Genomic DNA, 18,673 nt, shown 5'->3' with positions numbered 1-18,673 from the left:
TTTAATTATTTAAGTGAGTCATTTAAGCTTTATTTGCAGTTTAATTAATTCACTTTATAACGAGGAATTTATATGCGTAAAATCTCTACTGTCTTAATCACCCTATTATTCCCTTTATCTGCGTTTTCCATGACCATACCAACCGACTCCCAACAAACAACCACCGAGTATCTGTGGAGTAACGGAGGACATGGCGGTAACGGTGGACACGGGGGCAATGGCGGTCATGGTGGAAGCGGTGGTAATGGCGGGCATGGAGGCAATGGTGGAAACGGCGGTAATGGAAATTAAATAAACCCGATTATTTAATTATTTCCCCCTTCACATATGAAGGGGGATGGAGGAAACAATGATTAATCAATCTCTATTTCAATTTTTTTCTATTTTAATTTTTACAGCGACACCCACATTAAGCTATTCCAATAACCTTCACATTAATAAACCCCATTCATTCCATTTAAATAAATCTATTATTATCGATAATATTTCTCAGTCACTTTTTTGCATTCCTTTTTATTGCCAAAATTATTATTTTCATTTTTCCGAAAATGGCATAAATGGAACTCATGGACAAAATGGCAGTGGAGGAAACGGCGGTAATGGCGGAATCGGTGGCAATGGCGGCAGAGGAGGCAATGGTCAGCATGGTGGAAATGGTGGCAACGGCGGCAGTCATGGTCACGGCAACCATGGAGGCCACGCGACTCCCGGCAGTAATGGAAATGGCGGCAATGGCGGTAATGGTGGTGTACAGGGTGGTGACGGTGGACACGGTGGCAACGGGGATGGCCTAGGTAACGGGGGTAACGGAGGAAACGGATCCGTCAATGGTAGTGGTGGCAATGGCGGACACGGAGGAAGCAATGGTGGTCATGGTGGTAATGGAGGAGACGGTGACGGTAGTGGTAATGGCGGAAATGGCGGGAATGCAGGTATTGGAGGACAAGCAGGTAAAGGCGGCAAAGGTGGGCCAAATGGCGGGCAAAATGGCACGGATGGCGCCAGCTATTAATTCACTCATCAAAAAACGGAAGCCAATTTAGCTTCCGTTGTTAACATTTCCTTTAGCGGCGAACTTCAATTACTGCTTCGGTGCTAACTTCATTAAGAATTCGCGTAATTGAGCGAAATCTGATGGTAAGAAGTGAGAAAGTAGTGGTAAATCAGCACGTTCTGCCAGCTCTTTTGGCAGCGAAATTTGTTTATTTAAGATAGCTTCCACGCTCTCTTTGAATTTCGCTGGGTGGGCAGTTCCTAAAAACAGACCATATTCGCCATCTTGCAGTTGGTCACGCAGAACACGATAAGCAACCGCCGCATGAGGCTCGGATAAATAGCCTTTCTTATCTAACTCACGCACGGTTTCTTGAGTTACTTCATCACTTACCGCACCGTAACCTAGCTCTTTTAATGACCAGCCTTTACGACGGAATAGCTCTTCAATGCGTGGCCAGTTATTTGGCTGGCTGACATCCATTGCGTTAGATAATGTCGCAACGGTTTGATGCGGCGCCCATTTTCCATCGACTAAATAGCGTGGAACGGTGTCATTAACGTTAGTGGCAGCGATAAAGCGTTTCACTGGTAACCCTACGGATTTCGCCAATAAGCCTGCCGTTAAATCCCCAAAGTTACCACTTGGCACAGAGATCACCAGTTGATCACGTTTTTCAGCTGGGATCTGAGCAACCGCTTCAAAGTAATAGCAAATTTGCGCTAATAGACGGCTAATATTGATGGAGTTCGCAGAGTTCAAATACAGCGCTTTTTTCAGCTCTTCATCATCAAAAGCGTGTTTGACCATCGCCTGACATGCATCAAAATCATCTTTGATAGCCACAGTATGGATATTTTTACCCAGCGTACAGAATAGCTTTTCTTGCAGTGGGCTGATTTTGCCTTCTGGGTATAAGATAACCACTTGAACATTATCTAAACCATAGAATGCATGTGCTACAGCTGCACCCGTATCACCAGATGTCGCGGTTAAGATAGTGACTGGCGCGCCGCCAGCTACTTGACCTAACGCTTGCGCCATAAAGCGGCCGCCAAAGTCTTTAAATGCCAGTGTTGGTCCATGATATAGCTCTAACGTTGCCACATCATCTTCAACTTTAGAAACGGGCGCAGGGAACGCAAAAGCCGCTTTAACTCTTGCAGCGAGCTGCTCAGCTGGAATTTCATCCCCGATAAACGCGCTTAAGATACGGCTACTGCGAGTGACAAAATCTAACTTCAGTAATTCATCAATTTCACTGGGGCTAAACTCAGGTAAGTCTTGAGGGAAAAATAGCCCTTGTTGCTTACCTAACCCCTGTTTCACGGCTTGCGCGAAGCTGACTTGTTCGTTGTTATCTTTTAAATTATACAGTTTCATCGTTTACCCTATTGTCCTTGCACCCGCCATATCTAAACGACAGATATGCACAAAGCCTTCATCATTTTGAATGTAATGTTGTTGTAGGTACTGCACCATCTCTTCTGCGATTTTTTTATCGTCACAAATGGTAAAAATTGTTGGTCCTGACCCCGAAATTCCACATGCCAGCGCACCAATTTGCTTCGCATGTTCACGCGCCTTGGCAAAACCCGGCAGCAGCTGAGTACGGTATGGCTCTGCGACGACATCTTTGATCATCGTGACAGCGAGCGTTGGCTGATGAGTATGGCATGCATGGATAAAGCCCGATAAATAGCGTCCATGGTTAACAATATCATGGCGAGAATAGCTATCGGGTAAAATGGCTCGCGCTTCCGCAGTGGAAACTTTAATACCCGGATAGGCCATCACCCAATACCAATTTTCAAACGCAGGTACAGGCTGGGAAATAATGCCATTTTGTTCGATGATCAGCTGTAATCCACCGAGATAACAAGGTGCTACGTTATCATAGTGAATACTACCTGAAATACGCCCTTCTAGCTCACCCATCATGCCAAGCAGTGCCGTTTGGTCAAATGGCTTATCTGCAAACTCATTGAGTGCCATCAGCGCAGCTACGACAGAGCAAGCACTTGAACCTAAACCCGAACCAATTGGCATATTCTTTTCAAGGGTCATTGCCACGTTCAGCTTTTTACCAAGACGCTCGCAAAACAGTTCCCAGCATTGGTAAACAATGTTGTGTTCCATTTTTTTCGGTAGCTTAGAAACAAATCGACCTTGGTTTTCTAATGAAAATGTCTCTGCCGCTTCAATGCTGACACAATCACCGAGCAGTGAACCGTCAACCGGAGAGACTGCTGCGCCTAGCACATCAAATCCAACGCTCACATTACCAATTGAAGCGGGTGCATAAACTTTGATCACTTCTTAAACTCCCAATTTCCATGATAGGGTACGCAGCATATCCGCAAATACACCCGCTGCAGTTACATCATTACCAGCACCGTAACCTCTGAGAACTAAAGGAATTGGTTGATAATAGCGCGTGTAGAATGCCAGTGCGTTTTCGCCATTTTTTACTTTAAACAGTGGGTCATTCCCGTCAACGGCAACCATTTTCACCTGACAGCGACCTTCTTCGATAAGACCCACATAGCGTAACACTTTTTCTTCTGCTTCTGCGGCTTTTATCCGCGCAGCAAACTGGGCATCCAGTTGTGGTAAACGAGCCATAAACTCAGCAACACTGCCTGAACTGTCGAAATCAGCAGGGAGTACAGATTCAATATTGATGTCACTAAGTTCTAATTCATAACCCGCTTCACGGGCTAAAATCAGTAATTTACGCGCCACATCCATGCCGGATAAATCGTCGCGTGGGTCTGGCTCTGTGAAACCTTTTTCCTTCGCTAACATTGTCGCTTCAGATAAGGACATCCCTTCATCCAATTTACCGAAAATAAATGACAAGGAACCGGATAAAATTCCGCTAAAATGAACTAATTCATCCCCAGCGTTCAGTAAGTTTTGTAGGTTTTCAATAACCGGTAAACCCGCCCCTACGTTGGTATCATAAAGGAATTTACGTTTTGAACTTTCAGCGGCAGCACGGAGTTGATGATAATAATCCATCGACAATGTGTTGGCTTTTTTGTTCGGCGTAACGACGTTAAAGCCATCTTTTAGGAAGCTAGCATATTGCTCTGCAATCTCTTGGTTGGATGTACAGTCGATGATCACTGGGTTTAAAAAATGGTATTCACGCTCTAAACGGATCAGACGGCTGAGGCTAAACGTCTCTTTGGCTTCGGCTAATTCTGCTTTCCAATTATCTAAATCAATCCCCTGCATATTGATCAGCATCGCTCTTGAGTTAGCTATTCCACAGACACGTAGATCAATATGTTTTTGTTTCAACCACTGTTGTTGGCGGTGGATCTGTTCGATCAGCGCATTACCTACGCCGCCTACACCGATAATAAAGGCCTCAATCACTTGTTCTGCATTGAATAGCATTTGGTGGCATAAACGCACCGCTGAAGTGGCTGACTCATTGGCGATCACTGCAGAAATTGAACGCTCAGACGAGCCCTGTGCAATAGCAACGATATTGATATTGCCACGGGTTAATGCTGAAAAGAAACGTGCGGAGATGCCTTTTAACGTCCGCATACCATCACCAACAACGGAGATGATAGCCAGTTGCTCCATCACATCTAACGGGTCTAATACCCCGTCTTTCAGCTCTAAATAAAACTCTTCTTCTAATGCACCGCGAGCGCGTTGTAGCTCATTTTGCGGCACGCAGAAGCTGATACTGTACTCCGACGATGATTGAGTGATAAGCACCACGGAGATCCCTTTACGGGACATAACAGAGAAAATACGCGCAGCCATACCGACCATGCCTTTCATACCCGGACCTGAGACGTTGATCATCGCCATATTATTCAGGTTAGTGATCCCTTTCACCGGCGTGCTAGCATCCGTTTGGCCATCACCAATCAACGTACCCGGAGCACTTGGGTTAGTGGTGTTTTTGATCAGGCAAGGAATTTGGAATTGTGCAATTGGGGCGATAGTACGAGGATGTAAAACTTTTGCACCAAAATAGGAAAGCTCCATCGCTTCTTGGTATGACATCCCTTTGAGTAAACGGGCATCAGGCACTAAACGCGGGTCACACGTATAAACACCATCAACATCCGTCCAAATTTCACAGCAATCAGCACGTAAGCATGCCGCTAATACCGCAGCTGAGTAGTCGGAACCATTACGGCCTAGCACCACCAGTTCGCCCTTCTCATTTCCAGCCGTAAATCCTGCCATCAATACAAAATGGTCTTTAGGAATGTTCAGCTCCACAATGCGTTTAGTGGACTCATTGATATCAACGGTGGATTCAAGATAGTGACCTTTTGCCAGCAAGCTTTTCACCGGATCAATCACAGTGACTTTATGACCGCGAGCTTTTAATACAGATTCCATGATGGCAATAGAGAGCTTCTCGCCACGGCAAATAATAGAGGCGTTGATGCTATCAGGACATTGTCCTAGAAGAGTAATACCATGCAGTACTTGTTTAATTTGCGCGAATTCGTGTTCAGTCAGCTTTTTCAGTTTGTCATATTCAAAGCCGGGCTGCTTTTCTTTTAAACCCTTTAATAGATTAGCAAAAATCATTTCTGCATCACTCACATGCGTGATGACACTCTGGCCTGCTGCCGTTTTTTCAATCATCGCCACCAAATGGTTAGTGATTTTCGCGGGTGCAGATAGCACCAACGCGACTTGTCCATCTGCCAATTTACTTTCCGCGATATCAGCAACATTAAGTACTCGTTCGTCATTTGCGACTGAAGTACCGCCAAATTTAAGCACACGCATGGTATTTCTCTCCTGAATTAGCGCCAAAAAAAAGCCCACATCTTTCTAGGATGCGGGCTTTTTCATTTTTATTTTTTGGATGCGTCAGCCCGCCCCGTTTCCTGTGGTCACGGTGGTGGTGGTAATAATCGTAGTCAGGCTGATGTTACGCATAAAATTTGTTTGTCTCGTAGGGAACATTTCGGTTTCTCCCTATACGGTTAAAGTAATCACACAACAATGTCAAATTTATTTGCATTTACGCTCCCTATAGAAGCGGAAATTCAGCTCAGAGATCCACTGCATTCATCAAAAATACCTTCATAAAAAGAGAGTCAATCTAGAGATTCCAGTTGTAAAATTCATTAACTCTCAAATTAATAGATTTTAATTTTATTTAAAAAATAACCACACCAACTGCATAAAAAATAATCAAATATCAAATTTGATGGCGGAATTTTAACCGTGTTTCTCAACAGTAAATTTGAAATAAATTGCCATTAATGTCCTATCTTTCTTTCTCTGATTAATCTTGATCAATACTTGCATCAACCTTAAAAAATCCTACTTAGTTTCAAATCAAAATTGCACATAAGAAACTGAATAGCCATCTAGTTAATTATAAGCATGCAAACATTAATTCAGATATTTCCGAGGATTCTTGTTATTTTTTTGTAAAACAAAATAGATTCACGCAAAGCATATACGTATAATTACTTAGTTTCTTTTATAAAAAACCAAAAATCCTTTTTTTACGCGATTTTGATGTGTTAAACGAAATTTTACTCTCTGACAATTTTAAGGTGTTCTGAATACGAAAAAATCACTTACGTGACTTCGCTTAAGTTAAATCCAAATATCTTCATCCCTATTCACATCTACCTTTCTTTGCGGTATCACGATGAAAAATTGGCGTTATCTCTCCTTTTTTCTCTTATTTTTATCGTCAATTCGATATCTCTATAACAAATAATTTTGGTATAATTATCTACCTAACAATCATTGTTAACGTGCTACAATTGATTTTGATATGTATCAACAAAAGTTAGTTTTTTAGGTGGTAAATGCAGTATTAGCTGTTATATTGCTGTTAACAGCCCAATATTGGGAAAGTGCTTAAGTTTTGGTGAGTTTTATGACCTTTTGCCTAATGGATAGGCAGCGTTAAGTCACTGAAAAATGTAAAGACAAATTTATACTCATGGACGTGTTTTTCCAGATAATCATACCAACAACCACCTAACTGGAAACGGCCTATGGGTTCAGTATTTTTATTTTAATACTTTAGGTAGCAAATATGCAGACCCCACACATTTTGATCGTTGAAGACGAGATTGTCACACGTAATACGCTGAAAAGTATCTTTGAAGCGGAAGGCTATGTTGTTCACGAAGCCACCGATGGTGAAGAAATGAACAATGTTCTTTCTGAACATGACATCAACTTAGTGATCATGGATATTAACTTACCAGGCAAAAACGGCTTACTACTGGCTCGTGAATTACGTGAGCAAGAAAGTATCGCATTAATGTTCTTAACTGGCCGTGATAACGAAGTTGATAAGATTCTTGGTCTTGAAATCGGTGCTGATGACTATATCACCAAACCATTCAACCCACGCGAATTGACTATCCGTGCACGTAACTTACTGTCCCGTACTATGAATTTAGCTGGTGGTACAGAAGAACGCCGTCTGGTTGAGAGCTATAAGTTCAATGGCTGGGAATTAGACATTAATAGCCGTTCTTTAGTGAGCCCTGCTGGTGAACACTACAAATTACCACGTAGTGAATTCCGTGCAATGCTTCACTTCTGTGAAAACCCAGGCAAAATCCAAACTCGTGCAGACTTACTGAAGAAAATGACTGGCCGTGAGTTAAAACCTCATGACAGAACAGTCGATGTAACTATTCGTCGCATTCGTAAGCACTTTGAGTCCACGCCAGATACCCCTGAAATCATTGCTACCATCCACGGTGAAGGCTACCGTTTCTGCGGTGATTTAGACGAGTAATTTTATTCTGATTAATGAAAAGCCGGCGCAAGCCGGTTTTTTTTTAAACATTAAACATCAAAGACATTATTTCAACGTTAAAAAATTAAAATTATTAGCCGATATCTATCTATAAATAAATGATTAATAGGTAGAATTTAATGAGCAATTTTAGCCAATATAAAGACACATTAAGCCAACTAAAATCTTATGTGTATGCCCTATGTGAAGTTAGAGGTAATACCCGAATTCCTTTTTATATCGGGAAAGGTACTGGTTCTCGATGCTTAACGCACATAAAAGATGCATTAGCGAGTGATAGATCATCAAGAAAAGAAGACAAAAAACTTAAACGAATCTATGAATTACATAAGAAAAACTTACTGGGTATTGATATTCTTTGTCATGGCTTAGATTCAGGCACTGCTTTGATGGTAGAAACAACGTGTATAGATTTGCACGGACTAGAGGGCTTAACTAATAAGATTAATGGTCAAGGCACTAGTAACGATATTGATATTCTCAAACAAGGGCGGCTAACATTAGAAGAAACAGCCTCACTTTATTCACCTGAAGTTATGCATGTATCAGATATTAAGCACCAAGGTATAGGGTTTATTTTAAATAAACTTTATAGATTTAATATGAGTGAACTTGAATTATTCGAAGCAACTCGTGGAGTATGGCATAACCCTCCTCGTAAAAACGAAGATATAAAATATGCTTATGCTACCTATAACAACATAATTAAAGAAGTCTATGAAATTCACTCTTGGGTAGAAGCAGGTACTCAGCAATACTTTACTCGAAATATCAATAAAGGAAGTGGGCGTTGGGAATTTATTGGTAGAAAAGCCAATGATAAAATCCGATCGCTTTATGTGGGTAAAAAAATAATACGCGATAGAAATTACGCTCAACCATTTTTCAAGGTTGGCTTTAATAATCCAGATTCAGAAATCTAGTGAATTATATTTTCTGAGAATCATTCAAAAATCGCCACTCATTTTAAACATAATCAGTGGCGATTTTTATCTCAAAGCACTATCACCACGGCATAATTGGCACGGCACTTAGCGCATTTTTAGGCGAGCCGTCGATCATCTTATCGGAATAGGTCAAATAGACGAGCGCATTACGTTTTGGATCATAAAAACGAACCACTTGGAGCTTTTTAAACACCAGTGACGTTCTCTTTTGGAAAACCACCTGCCCTTTTTTCGGGTTACGTTTCACGCGGTCATTTAGCTCAATAGGACCTACTTGTTGACAGGAAATGGCAGCATCCGAGGTATCTTCCGCTAATCCAAGCCCACCTTTAATCCCGCCCGTTTTTGAACGGCTTAGGTAGCAAGTCACATTGTCCACATCCGGGTCATCAAAAGCTTCAACGACTATCTTATGGTCAGGGCCAAACACCTTGAATACAGTATCAACTGAGCCGATTTCTTCTGCGACTGCCATAAAAGATAGTGCAGACAACATTGATCCCAAAATGAGGTTTTTCAGTGTATTACCTTTCGCAATACCTTTTTTAAATTTGGAAGAACGCATACAGTATTCCCTTTTTCAGCTTAACATCTGAATTTTAAATAACCTAAACGGCAATAATTCTGTTTATTAACTAATTCTTAGATACAACTCATTTACTATAAACGAAAAAGATAACTTGTTATAGAATAGCCATTCATTGATTACTCATATCTGTTCTGTGAGTCGTATTGCCTGGGGATATCCATGGATCAAACAAATATTATTCGCGACCTTCTTCGTTGGATAGATGATAACCTTGATAAACCATTGTCATTAGATAATGTTGCCGCAAGAGCGGGTTATTCAAAGTGGCATTTACAGAGAATGTTCAAGGATGTGACCGACCAAGCAATTGGTGCTTATATTCGTGCTAGACGCTTATCTCGTGCCGCGGTTGCACTGCGCTTAACGAGCCGTCCTATTCTTGATATTGCATTACAGTATCGATTTGATTCACAACAAACTTTCACCCGAGCTTTTAAAAAACAATTTAATCTGACGCCTGCATTTTATCGCCGTACTGAAGAATGGTGCGCAACCGGTATTTGTCCACCGATCATGTTAGAAGACCATCATCCTCTAAACTATGAGTTTGTTCAGATGCCAGAGCAGCCACTGGTTGGTTTAGAGCAAAGTTGCTCCTATGCCTTAGAAGAGTGGTCAACCGCGTGCTCGCAAATGCGTCAAGCTTTCTGGCGTTATTATTTAGAACATACCACCCGCGTAGCTTCTGAAGTGTTTGGATTACATCATGCTATCCACAATGCTGAAAAAGAAGATGAACAAACGGTGTTTTATACCACTGCGGTCAAACCTGAAGATGCAAGCTTTAGTAATACCCAGTACAGCCATATCACCATTTCCCCGGGGGAATATGTGAAATTCAATTTCAGTGGTGAAGCAAGCAGAGAAAGGTTACAAGAGTTTTTATATCAGGTTTACGGGATTTATCTTCCCAAGCTGAATCTGACTCGTCGCCCTGGTTATGATATCGAGCATTACAAAGTCAAAGACGTTGAAATTGATAATATCAGTAATAACGACCCTAAAACGCACATTGATGCCTTCAGCTATTATGTGCCTATCAAAATGGATAAAACCCAAAACTCACAATAAAGTATTTTATTCGAGTGATTGAGGCGTTTTCTAAGAAAACGCCTTTTTTATCCCGTTAGCCTTGCTGCTCATCTAATGCAGGCAGAGTCAAATGCGTGACTTCACCTGCCGTTTCAACGATCCAGCCATTCGCCAACCATGGACTATTTTGGTAATCCACGCGAGAAAGCGAGCAGTTACGTAGACGCAGGCGACGCGGCGAGTTTGCAGGCACGCCTAAGATACGACTTAGCAATGTACTGAGTGCCAAGCCATGGCTGACCAATAATGGACGGCTTCCTTCCGGTAATTCCAAGCAACGATTCAATGCCGCAAACATTCGGGTAAACAATTCTTCCATCGATTCCCCTTCAGGAATGCGGCCGCCTTCAGCACCATTTATCAGGCTTTGACGCCACTGTTCTTCCTGTTCAGACAGTGAGCCAATTTCTCGTTGCTCCAAGACACCCATATTTAATTCACGCAGGCGCGGTTCTGTGATAATTTCACACCCGCACACTTGTGCAATAATTTGTGCAGTTTCAAGTGTGCGTCCCATATCACTAGTGATAATATGGGTAATACCTTCGGATTTAACCCGTTGAGCAACCTGCATGGCCTGTTGACGACCAAGTGCGGTCAAAGGGCTATCAGATTGTCCCTGTATGCGACGTGCAACGTTCCATTCAGTTTCGCCATGGCGAACAAGATAAACCTGTAACATAGATGTGTTCCGTTATTACTGTACAAAGTATGTGTTCAAAGGAAAATAATTAATGTACCAAGTTATAGCTGCAACGACGAATCCAGCCAAAATTAAAGCGATTCATCTTGCTTTCGATGCCGTTTTTGGGCCTGGCAGTTATCAAATTGAAGATATTAATGTCGATAGCAGTGTTCCACAGCAACCTATCGGTAATAATGAAACCCGTACAGGAGCAAGACAACGTGTGATGGCATCACGCCAAGTACGCCCAGAAGCTGACTTTTGGGTGGGTATTGAAGCGGGTGTTGAAGATGACATGACATTTGCATGGATTGTGATTGAGCACCATCAAATCCGTGGAGAATCCCGTTCTGCCAGTATTATGATCCCAGAAAAAGTCCTTGCGGGGATCCGTGAAGGCCGTGAGCTGGGTGATGAAATGGCTGACCTTACTGGTATTGATAATATCAAACAACAAGGCGGTGCGATTGGCTTTTTCACCAATGGCGTATTGACGCGCACCAGTGTTTATCAGCAAGCGCTAATACTGGCTTTAGTTCCTATTAAACACGAAATTTATAAAGAGCTAAATCACATAGAAGACTAATTATACTCAAAACGATTTAAAATGCATGTGGGGCTCTTAGCAATAAGAGCCCCACTTTTATTTTTTGAGAATAATCACTGACTGCTTTAAAAAATAATCAAAAAACTACAATAGCTTAGATTCCAGCCACTCTTTTACCGGAATAGGGGCTGACTTCAAACTGTTTGAACCACGCGTAATGGTGGCAATACCTACGCCAAGCTCATTTTTTAATTCACGCTGGCTCATTTCACCGCGCATTAATTCTTGAACAATCCTAACGCGAGTCCCTAAAGCCGTCCGTTCATCCGGTGTGAGTAATAGCTGAAGAATCGAATCCTGTATATTTTGCTCGAAGGCCATTTGCAGCAGTTCCACAAAACGTCGCCAATCCGCATTTTCATCGGCGGTTAACGCCGGGTCTGGTTTATATTCTACAGTCATCATCCACCCATCCATACTATTAAACTAGTACAAATAATAGCACAGAACACTATCTCGTATAGTTAAAAATACAGTACTCATCTTGTTGAAGGTAAACCCAACCTACCAACAAGATGAAATTCCCTACAAATTAATACTTCATATTCCACTCGTTCGCGGATAACACATTGCCTTTTTCGCCTAAGAAATGTTTATAAAACAAATCGTAAGAAAGCACATTTTTCACATAACCACGGGTTTCTGCAAACGGAATACTTTCTACAAAAGCCACCGCATCGATACGCCCTGCGCTGTTACCTAACCAACGAGTCACTCGTGATGGACCGGCATTATACGCCGCACTGGCTAAAATACGGTTATTCCCAAATTGCTGATAAACATCATCAAGATACGCGGTACCTAACTCAATATTCATCACCGGGTTCGTCAGTTGCCCTGCATTCACATAACCTGTGATACCTTGTTTTTGCGCTGTATGTTTTGCGGTTGCAGGCATTAACTGCATTAAGCCTGTCGCGCCAACTGGAGACTGCGCTTGTGGGTTCCATGCACTTTCTTGGCGAGCTATGGCCATCGCATAGCTTTTTTGGATCATTTTACTGCGAGTGTAGTTATCAAACTGTTTTTCCCACGCCAGTGGGAAACGTTCCTCAAGATGATCCCACAGCTTCGCCGTGATCGTCGCTTGAACGCTCAGATCTGCCCATTTATTATCGAAGGCATAACGAGCCAGTTGCTCTTGTTGATTAGGAGACATCGAAGAGACTAAATTGATCCACTCGGAGCGCGCCAGATTATCCATCTCCCAATACATTAATTCCCGAACACGCTGAATTTGCGGCATATTATGGATGCTTTCATCCGGCTTAACCGCTTTGTTCACCATGACTGGGTAATCCATTTTTAGCTGCTGGGCGGCAATCATTGGGTAGAACCCACGATTCGAAGTTAACTCTCGCAGTATGCTTTCACCTTCAGCGGTTTTACCTTGATCAATCAAGGTAATCGCCTGCCAATATTGCCACTCTTCCTTATTTCTGACATCGTTCGGTAGTTGTCGCAACCATGATGCTAATCCCGTTTTATCCCCTTCCCCCAGCGCTAAACGTACCCGGCGCTCTTTTAAAGTGGCAGAATTGGTTTCGCGGATCACTTCATCACGCCACATTGCCTGTTCAGGGGTAACATCAACCCCCATATATTGCCACGCAATGCTGTCTTTCATTTGCTGGTTTTCTGCCATATTCATTTTCTGGGCAGAGCTGATCCCCGCTAATGCCGCGCGAGCTGCATCCGGAGATTGACGCGCGTAGCGGCTAAATCCAGCTAATGTGGCTTGACGTGTAAAATCCGTCGGCGTCAATGTTTTCGCAAACGTGACAACCGAAGCGGGGTCATTTTGTAGTTTGACCAACGCATCAGAGATGGTTTTGTAGCTGCTTGGTAAGCGTTTCGCGAGGTAAGTTGCCGTTGACGTGTTACCGTCTTTGATAGCAAGGTGAATACGCGCCAAAATCATATCCGTTGAAAGGTATCCGGCTTTTTCCCATTCAGTAAACAGTTTGTCGCATGCTGCTGGCATGGAATTGCCATTGAGCCACATTTTTTCAGCGCCCTGCCACGCAACCTGTTTATTGCCCGTCGCCCAATTCGCAAAATAGAAATTACACTGCGCTTCCGCAGGCTGTGGTGGCTCAGGGCTAAATGCCAATAACGATGTCCACTCTTGACGACGCGCCAGCTCATTCACAAACCGGCTTTTGAGGGTTTTTGCCACAGGCAACGTTGGGTATGCATCGATAAATTCTTGCGCTTGTCTTGGCGAGATAATATCTAAATCTTGTGACAGCTCGCGGTATTCCAAATACGGATACAGCGGATAATCACGTAAGGTTGGCAATAAACGCTCGACTTCATCCATTTCATTGGCATCCCAAGCAAGCTTAATTGCTTGATAACGTTCACGTTGTGCCTGTAAAGAATCCGCCCAAACTGTTGTGGATACCAACAGCATAGTGACCGGAACAGCCGCTAACCAACCTTTCATATTAATTCGCTCCATCGCTTAAATCTTGTTAGAGATTGACCTCAAACATACTCAAAGCATTTATTAGATATATCAATAATGTTAATGCTACCTAAAGTTTTCAGCCAGCGACAGAGGAGATTTCTTGAAATTATAGAGTTTACAATACTTTTACACTCATTGATTGACGTGGTTGCGGTGACGGTTGAAGTCGGCAGAAAAATAAACACTATCACGCCAACGATTTATGTTGGCGTGAAAAATAGAAATATTTATCTGTATTTACGTTCTATAAAATAATATTTAGGTTTCTATTTAGCCGAATTGCAGTTCACCTTTATTATACGTTAGGTTCGGAAGAGGCGTCGTCGAATTACCACTCGCCCCATTTTTGCTCAATAAGTTATTCAATGATTGCAGGTCTCCATATATTGAAGAAGCATGATGTAAGTGTAGACTTGCATCTACATCACATCTTGCAAATCCTTTGTCTTCTTTCACTTTTTCAATTCCATTTTTTATCGCATTAAAAGCCACTAACATTCTAATATAGTGGTCTCTATCGTTAGTGGTTTTCCCCGGATTGAACTCACCACGTACACTATCCGTTCCTTCGTCAAAAAACTGGTAAGTCATATTTCGAGTCTCAAATAAGTTATCAACCATTTTATCGACTCTGCTACTTAATTGATTTCGTTGTTCCTTATTTGACATTGAATAAGCATTAATTATGCTATCTACTTCATTTTGTTGTGATGAATCCAGTAAGTGGTAAGCATTTAATTCATTCACTGTCGTTAAAGAATTTAAGTCATTTGCTTTTGTATTTGCTTGTGGGGGTATATCGCTAAAATCAATTAAATCAGAATGACGATGAGAAATATTAGCTGTAAACATATTAATTCCTTTTATACATATTTATTTAAATATAAAAATACAATGATAAATAAGTGATTCCATATTGATATAACGCTAATAAACGACGTTTAAAAACGTACCATTTATTAAGTTTCTTCATCATCTTAAACCAGTTAATCCTTGTTAAATTGCATGAAACGCCATACTTTTTTCACAAATGACGTCATGACTTCATAGCTACATTAGACAAAAATTTGACCGATACGGCACTCTCGTATGGGAAATTATTGACTTAGGTGCAGGAACAATTACAGTGAGGCACAAATGATTTTACTGTCTATGGAAACTGCCCCCTGAACACACAAGTGGTCAGGTTAAAGCACTAAAATGCTGCAGCTAGCGATAAATGTCCCTTACATGTCCCATAGATGAAAAAATATTTAGTTTTTTCTTATAAAACAAAAGGTAAATCAAATTGGCTCAATACGTTTACAGTATGTATCGAGTGGGAAAAGTAGTTCCCCCGAAACGTCATATTTTAAAAAACATCTCTCTGAGCTTCTTCCCTGGGGCGAAAATTGGTGTTTTAGGTCTCAACGGTGCAGGTAAATCAACGTTACTTCGTATTATGGCGGGCATTGATACTGAGATTGAGGGGGAAGCCCGCCCTCAACCAGGTATTAAAATCGGTTATCTGCCACAAGAACCGAAACTGAATCTAGAACATACCGTTCGTGAAGCGGTTGAAGAAGCAGTAAGCGAAGTAAAAAACGCTTTAACTCGCTTAGATGAAGTGTATGCGCAATATGCCGATCCAGACGCTGACTTTGACAAACTGGCGAAAATCCAAGGTGAGTTAGAAGCGATTATTGCCGCACAAGATGGTCATAATTTAGATAACCAACTGGAACGTGCTGCTGATGCACTGCGCCTGCCAGCTTGGGATGCGGTTATCGGAAACTTATCTGGGGGTGAACGCCGCCGTGTGGCTATCTGCCGCCTGCTGCTGGAAAAACCAGACATGCTGCTGCTCGACGAACCAACTAACCACTTGGATGCTGAATCCGTTGCTTGGTTAGAGCGCTTCCTGCACGACTACGAAGGCACCGTTGTGGCGATCACCCATGACCGTTACTTCCTCGATAACGTTGCCGGTTGGATCCTTGAACTTGACCGTGGTGAAGGTATTCCATGGGAAGGTAACTACTCTTCTTGGTTGGAACAAAAAGATGAGCGTCTGGCGCAAGAAGCGTCAACAGAAGCGGCTCGTCGTAAATCCATTGAAAAAGAACTTGAGTGGATCCGTCAAAACCCGAAAGGTCGCCAATCCAAAGGTAAAGCGCGTCTGGCTCGCTTTGAAGAGCTTAACAGCGTGGAATATCAAAAACGTAACGAAACCAGCGAATTGTTTATCCCACCTGGACCGCGTTTAGGTGACAAAGTTATCGAAGTGGAGAACCTGAGCAAGTCTTATGGTGATCGCGTTCTGATCGACAACCTGAATTTCTCGATCCCGAAAGGGGCGATTGTCGGGATCATCGGTCCAAACGGTGCGGGTAAATCTACCCTATTCCGTATGATTTCCGGTCAAGAGCAGCCAGATTCTGGTTCAATCACCTTGGGTGATACCGTGAAAATTGCCTCTGTGGATCAGTTCCGTGATGCAATGGATGATAGCAAAACTGTGTGGGAGGAGATTTCCAACGGTCAAGACATCATGCGTATCGGTAACTTTGAAATCCCAAGCCGTGCTTACGTCGGGCGCTTTAACTTTAAAGGCGTTGACCAAGGTAAACGCGTAGGTGAGCTGTCTGGTGGTGAGCGTGGTCGTTTACATCTGGCAAAACTGCTGCAAGTTGGCGGCAACGTATTGCTGCTCGATGAACCAACCAACGACCTTGACGTTGAAACCTTACGCGCATTGGAAAACGCCCTGTTAGAATTCCCGGGCTGCGCAATGGTTATTTCCCATGACCGTTGGTTCCTTGACCGTATCGCAACCCACATCATCGACTACCAAGATGAAGGCAATATCACCTTCTTCGAAGGTAACTTCTCTGAGTACGAAGATTACAAGAAACGTACTTTAGGTGCAGATGCGCTGCAACCACACCGCATCAAGTACAAAAAGATGACCAAATAATTCGTTTATTACGATCGAAAACGGCCCCCTTAGGGGCCGTTTTTTTATGCAGAAAGTGAATCATCCAGCATCAATAATTGCTGAACCAAAGAAACGCACTCTAAGAAACGCGAATCGTAGTCTGACGACTCCACATGCACAAATTCAATATTATTTTTCTTCAACATTTCAATCAGTAATGTTTGAAACTCCATTCGGTCTTTATCACTGCCTAAGCTGCGCAGACCATCCGCTACCCACGGGGTATTATTTTCCAGCAAAATAACGAGATCAAAACGGTATTCATCAATCAACGCCTGCACAAAAGGGTGTTCTTTCCCTTCATAACGCAAACAAAATGCTTGCGTGGTGACAAAATCTGTATCAATAAATGCCACTTTATTCGCATATTTAATCGCAAAATCAATATATTGAGCATGACCTAATGCGATTTTATCGTAATCAGAATATTGCAGCGCCATCTCGTCCCCACCAAGGTGGCTAAACACATAATCGCGCCCATATTCCCACGCACTGGTGGTATTGAAGATATTGGCCAATTTATTGACAAGAGTGGATTTACCGCTTGATTCGCCGCCTAACACCGCCACTTTACGCACAAAGAATGGCTTCACTTCGGTTGGAATATATTCCCAATAGCGGAATGGCGCTTGGCGAATTTGGTTGCCGCTAATATTCATAAATGTGCGTTCAGGATCGATAAGAATAGTTTCGATCCCAAGGTATTTTTTATAGCGATGCACATCGTGAGGCTCGCCGGAATAGATAAAGCTCGGGTTGATATTGTACTTTTTCATAAAGCCTTTCATCCCATCACTCCACACTTCCCAGCCGTGAGGGTATGGCTCTATCCCTTGCTCATCAAAAGAGTGAATATGAATATTTTTCTGATACTTAAAGGTTTGTAATAACCAGCGCAGGCGGTCACTGACGGTTGGCTGTTGTGACATGGAGCTATTCACAAACAGATCTTTATCACGAGGCTCATCGTGACAGAGGATCACGTGCAGTTCATCCACTTGGCTACAAGCTCGTTGGATCAAATAGATATGCCCCGTATGGAGCGGATAAAACTTACCAAAAACAACGCCAATGGTTTTCTGCTGAAGCGGGTACTCTAAGCCTAAAAAGCGATGAAGCGCCGCGATTTTGTGCGCACTGGGGCTTTTAATTTTGTCGTTAATTAACTGGCTGAGATAGCCTTTGGTCATCTCGGTCGCATCCGCTACTTGCTGCAATGTGTAACCCGCGCCTTTGATGGCACTCTTTAGATAGTCAAATTCAGCCATATTATTTGTCCTTTCGCTTTTATTCCCTTTTTAACAGAGAATCTTTTCTCTCGCTATCTCATCATTCTCTAAATGCTCCGTGCTGTCGCAAACGCAAGCAACAACGCGACAGTGCAGAGCATGAACCTTCTTTCTATCCCATAATTATCTAAATGATCCGTGTTGTCGCTAGGCGCTAAGTGGCGCTAATCCCTAGGAGCATACATAAAGTATGTGACTAGGGTTAGCAAACGCAAGCAACAACGCGA

General features: G+C 42.5%; 17 protein-coding genes and 1 other annotated feature. Of the genes, 7 read left to right on the top strand and 10 right to left on the bottom strand.

All coding sequences use genetic code 11. The features are described 5' to 3' along the window. Nucleotides 1–72 precede the first annotated feature (72 nt). Both LDO51_RS10020 and LDO51_RS10015 read left to right on the top strand, forming a co-directional pair. Nucleotides 73–291 carry a hypothetical protein gene (locus tag LDO51_RS10020; RefSeq protein ID WP_225574439.1) on the top strand — a complete coding sequence of 73 codons (219 nt, stop codon included), beginning with the start codon at nucleotides 73–75 and terminating at the stop codon, nucleotides 289–291. Between the two features lie 58 nt (nucleotides 292–349). Next, complete coding sequence (locus LDO51_RS10015; protein ID WP_225574438.1) at nucleotides 350–1,012, top strand: hypothetical protein; 663 nt, start codon at nucleotides 350–352, stop codon at nucleotides 1,010–1,012. Between the two features lie 69 nt (nucleotides 1,013–1,081). On the opposite strand, the gene thrC is transcribed toward LDO51_RS10015, so the two are convergent. The 4 genes from thrC to thrL all read right to left on the bottom strand — a co-directional run bounded on the left by thrC (nucleotide 1,082) and on the right by thrL (nucleotide 5,953). Then, entirely contained in the window at nucleotides 1,082–2,377 is a 1,296-nt protein-coding gene (thrC, locus tag LDO51_RS10010; RefSeq protein WP_225574437.1) for a threonine synthase, read from the bottom strand. A gap of 3 nt (nucleotides 2,378–2,380) precedes the next feature. Further along, on the bottom strand, nucleotides 2,381–3,310 hold the full coding sequence (gene thrB / locus LDO51_RS10005) for a homoserine kinase (RefSeq protein WP_225574436.1): 930 nt from the start codon (nucleotides 3,308–3,310) through the stop codon (nucleotides 2,381–2,383). A 3-nt stretch (nucleotides 3,311–3,313) separates the two neighbouring features. Next, entirely contained in the window at nucleotides 3,314–5,773 is a 2,460-nt protein-coding gene (gene thrA / locus LDO51_RS10000; protein WP_225574435.1) for a bifunctional aspartate kinase/homoserine dehydrogenase I, read from the bottom strand. 24 nt (nucleotides 5,774–5,797) lie between these two features. Beyond that, nucleotides 5,798–5,919, bottom strand: a sequence feature (Thr leader region). After that, on the bottom strand, nucleotides 5,858–5,953 hold the full coding sequence (thrL, locus tag LDO51_RS09995; protein ID WP_071992130.1) for a thr operon leader peptide: 96 nt from the start codon (nucleotides 5,951–5,953) through the stop codon (nucleotides 5,858–5,860). Its footprint overlaps the feature before it by 62 nt. A gap of 1,096 nt (nucleotides 5,954–7,049) precedes the next feature. Here thrL and arcA point away from each other — a divergent pair. Next, complete coding sequence (gene arcA, locus LDO51_RS09990) at nucleotides 7,050–7,766, top strand: two-component system response regulator ArcA (RefSeq protein WP_004905684.1); 717 nt, start codon at nucleotides 7,050–7,052, stop codon at nucleotides 7,764–7,766. Nucleotides 7,767–7,906: 140 nt separating this feature from the next. After that, nucleotides 7,907–8,710 carry an LEM-3-like GIY-YIG domain-containing protein gene (locus LDO51_RS09985; RefSeq protein WP_225574433.1) on the top strand — a complete coding sequence of 268 codons (804 nt, stop codon included), beginning with the start codon at nucleotides 7,907–7,909 and terminating at the stop codon, nucleotides 8,708–8,710. Between the two features lie 82 nt (nucleotides 8,711–8,792). On the opposite strand, the gene creA is transcribed toward LDO51_RS09985, so the two are convergent. After that, entirely contained in the window at nucleotides 8,793–9,230 is a 438-nt protein-coding gene (gene creA / locus LDO51_RS09980; RefSeq protein ID WP_282560337.1) for a protein CreA, read from the bottom strand. 252 nt (nucleotides 9,231–9,482) lie between these two features. Here creA and robA point away from each other — a divergent pair, with 252 nt between their 5' ends. Continuing rightward, nucleotides 9,483–10,394 (top strand): MDR efflux pump AcrAB transcriptional activator RobA, encoded by a 912-nt coding sequence (robA, locus tag LDO51_RS09975; RefSeq protein ID WP_225574432.1) that lies wholly within the window; start codon nucleotides 9,483–9,485, stop codon nucleotides 10,392–10,394. A gap of 55 nt (nucleotides 10,395–10,449) precedes the next feature. Here robA and gpmB read toward each other — a convergent pair whose 3' ends face one another. Continuing rightward, a complete protein-coding gene (gene gpmB / locus LDO51_RS09970; RefSeq protein WP_225574431.1) occupies nucleotides 10,450–11,097 on the bottom strand; it encodes a 2,3-diphosphoglycerate-dependent phosphoglycerate mutase GpmB in 648 nt (215 codons plus the stop codon). Nucleotides 11,098–11,149: 52 nt separating this feature from the next. Between gpmB and yjjX the strand changes: the two genes are divergently transcribed. Further along, nucleotides 11,150–11,686, top strand: a complete 537-nt coding sequence (gene yjjX / locus LDO51_RS09965; protein WP_006657125.1) for an inosine/xanthosine triphosphatase — start codon at nucleotides 11,150–11,152, stop codon at nucleotides 11,684–11,686. A gap of 105 nt (nucleotides 11,687–11,791) precedes the next feature. On the opposite strand, the gene trpR is transcribed toward yjjX, so the two are convergent. The 3 genes from trpR to LDO51_RS09950 form a co-directional block, all read right to left on the bottom strand. After that, nucleotides 11,792–12,109, bottom strand: a complete 318-nt coding sequence (trpR, locus tag LDO51_RS09960) for a trp operon repressor (RefSeq protein ID WP_225577253.1) — start codon at nucleotides 12,107–12,109, stop codon at nucleotides 11,792–11,794. Between the two features lie 130 nt (nucleotides 12,110–12,239). Beyond that, the gene (sltY, locus tag LDO51_RS09955; protein ID WP_225574430.1) at nucleotides 12,240–14,156 is read right to left on the bottom strand and encodes a murein transglycosylase; all 1,917 of its coding nucleotides are present in this window, start codon (nucleotides 14,154–14,156) and stop codon (nucleotides 12,240–12,242) included. A gap of 294 nt (nucleotides 14,157–14,450) precedes the next feature. Continuing rightward, nucleotides 14,451–15,032: an NleF caspase inhibitor gene (locus LDO51_RS09950; RefSeq protein WP_225574429.1), complete on the bottom strand. Its 582-nt coding sequence runs from the start codon at nucleotides 15,030–15,032 to the stop codon at nucleotides 14,451–14,453. Between the two features lie 436 nt (nucleotides 15,033–15,468). Between LDO51_RS09950 and ettA the strand changes: the two genes are divergently transcribed. Continuing rightward, a complete protein-coding gene (ettA, locus tag LDO51_RS09945; RefSeq protein WP_108479217.1) occupies nucleotides 15,469–17,136 on the top strand; it encodes an energy-dependent translational throttle protein EttA in 1,668 nt (555 codons plus the stop codon). 44 nt (nucleotides 17,137–17,180) lie between these two features. On the opposite strand, the gene nadR is transcribed toward ettA, so the two are convergent. Next, the gene (nadR, locus tag LDO51_RS09940) at nucleotides 17,181–18,425 is read right to left on the bottom strand and encodes a multifunctional transcriptional regulator/nicotinamide-nucleotide adenylyltransferase/ribosylnicotinamide kinase NadR (RefSeq protein ID WP_225574428.1); all 1,245 of its coding nucleotides are present in this window, start codon (nucleotides 18,423–18,425) and stop codon (nucleotides 17,181–17,183) included. Nucleotides 18,426–18,673 lie beyond the last annotated feature (248 nt).

Origin of the sequence: Providencia alcalifaciens (genome assembly GCF_020271745.1) — a bacterium.
GTDB classification, from domain to species: domain Bacteria; phylum Pseudomonadota; class Gammaproteobacteria; order Enterobacterales; family Enterobacteriaceae; genus Providencia; species Providencia alcalifaciens_B.
The sequence above is the reverse complement of the archived record's forward strand: the minus strand, read 5'-3'. Positions and strand labels throughout refer to the sequence as shown.

Excerpts from the sequence above, each read along its gene's own strand:
- LDO51_RS09985 (WP_225574433.1), top strand. The coding sequence starts at position 7,907 with ATGAGCAATTTTAGCCAATATAAAGACACATTAAGCCAACTAAAATCT.
- nadR (WP_225574428.1), bottom strand. The coding sequence starts at position 18,425 with ATGGCTGAATTTGACTATCTAAAGAGTGCCATCAAAGGCGCGGGTTAC.
- thrC (WP_225574437.1), bottom strand. The coding sequence starts at position 2,377 with ATGAAACTGTATAATTTAAAAGATAACAACGAACAAGTCAGCTTCGCG.
- LDO51_RS09950 (WP_225574429.1), bottom strand. The coding sequence starts at position 15,032 with ATGTTTACAGCTAATATTTCTCATCGTCATTCTGATTTAATTGATTTT.
- LDO51_RS10020 (WP_225574439.1), top strand. The coding sequence starts at position 73 with ATGCGTAAAATCTCTACTGTCTTAATCACCCTATTATTCCCTTTATCT.
- trpR (WP_225577253.1), bottom strand. The coding sequence starts at position 12,109 with ATGACTGTAGAATATAAACCAGACCCGGCGTTAACCGCCGATGAAAAT.
- arcA (WP_004905684.1), top strand. The coding sequence starts at position 7,050 with ATGCAGACCCCACACATTTTGATCGTTGAAGACGAGATTGTCACACGT.
- creA (WP_282560337.1), bottom strand. The coding sequence starts at position 9,230 with ATGTTGTCTGCACTATCTTTTATGGCAGTCGCAGAAGAAATCGGCTCA.
- gpmB (WP_225574431.1), bottom strand. The coding sequence starts at position 11,097 with ATGTTACAGGTTTATCTTGTTCGCCATGGCGAAACTGAATGGAACGTT.
- robA (WP_225574432.1), top strand. The coding sequence starts at position 9,483 with ATGGATCAAACAAATATTATTCGCGACCTTCTTCGTTGGATAGATGAT.
- yjjX (WP_006657125.1), top strand. The coding sequence starts at position 11,150 with ATGTACCAAGTTATAGCTGCAACGACGAATCCAGCCAAAATTAAAGCG.
- thrL (WP_071992130.1), bottom strand. The coding sequence starts at position 5,953 with ATGTTCCCTACGAGACAAACAAATTTTATGCGTAACATCAGCCTGACT.
- LDO51_RS10015 (WP_225574438.1), top strand. The coding sequence starts at position 350 with ATGATTAATCAATCTCTATTTCAATTTTTTTCTATTTTAATTTTTACA.
- thrA (WP_225574435.1), bottom strand. The coding sequence starts at position 5,773 with ATGCGTGTGCTTAAATTTGGCGGTACTTCAGTCGCAAATGACGAACGA.
- sltY (WP_225574430.1), bottom strand. The coding sequence starts at position 14,156 with ATGAAAGGTTGGTTAGCGGCTGTTCCGGTCACTATGCTGTTGGTATCC.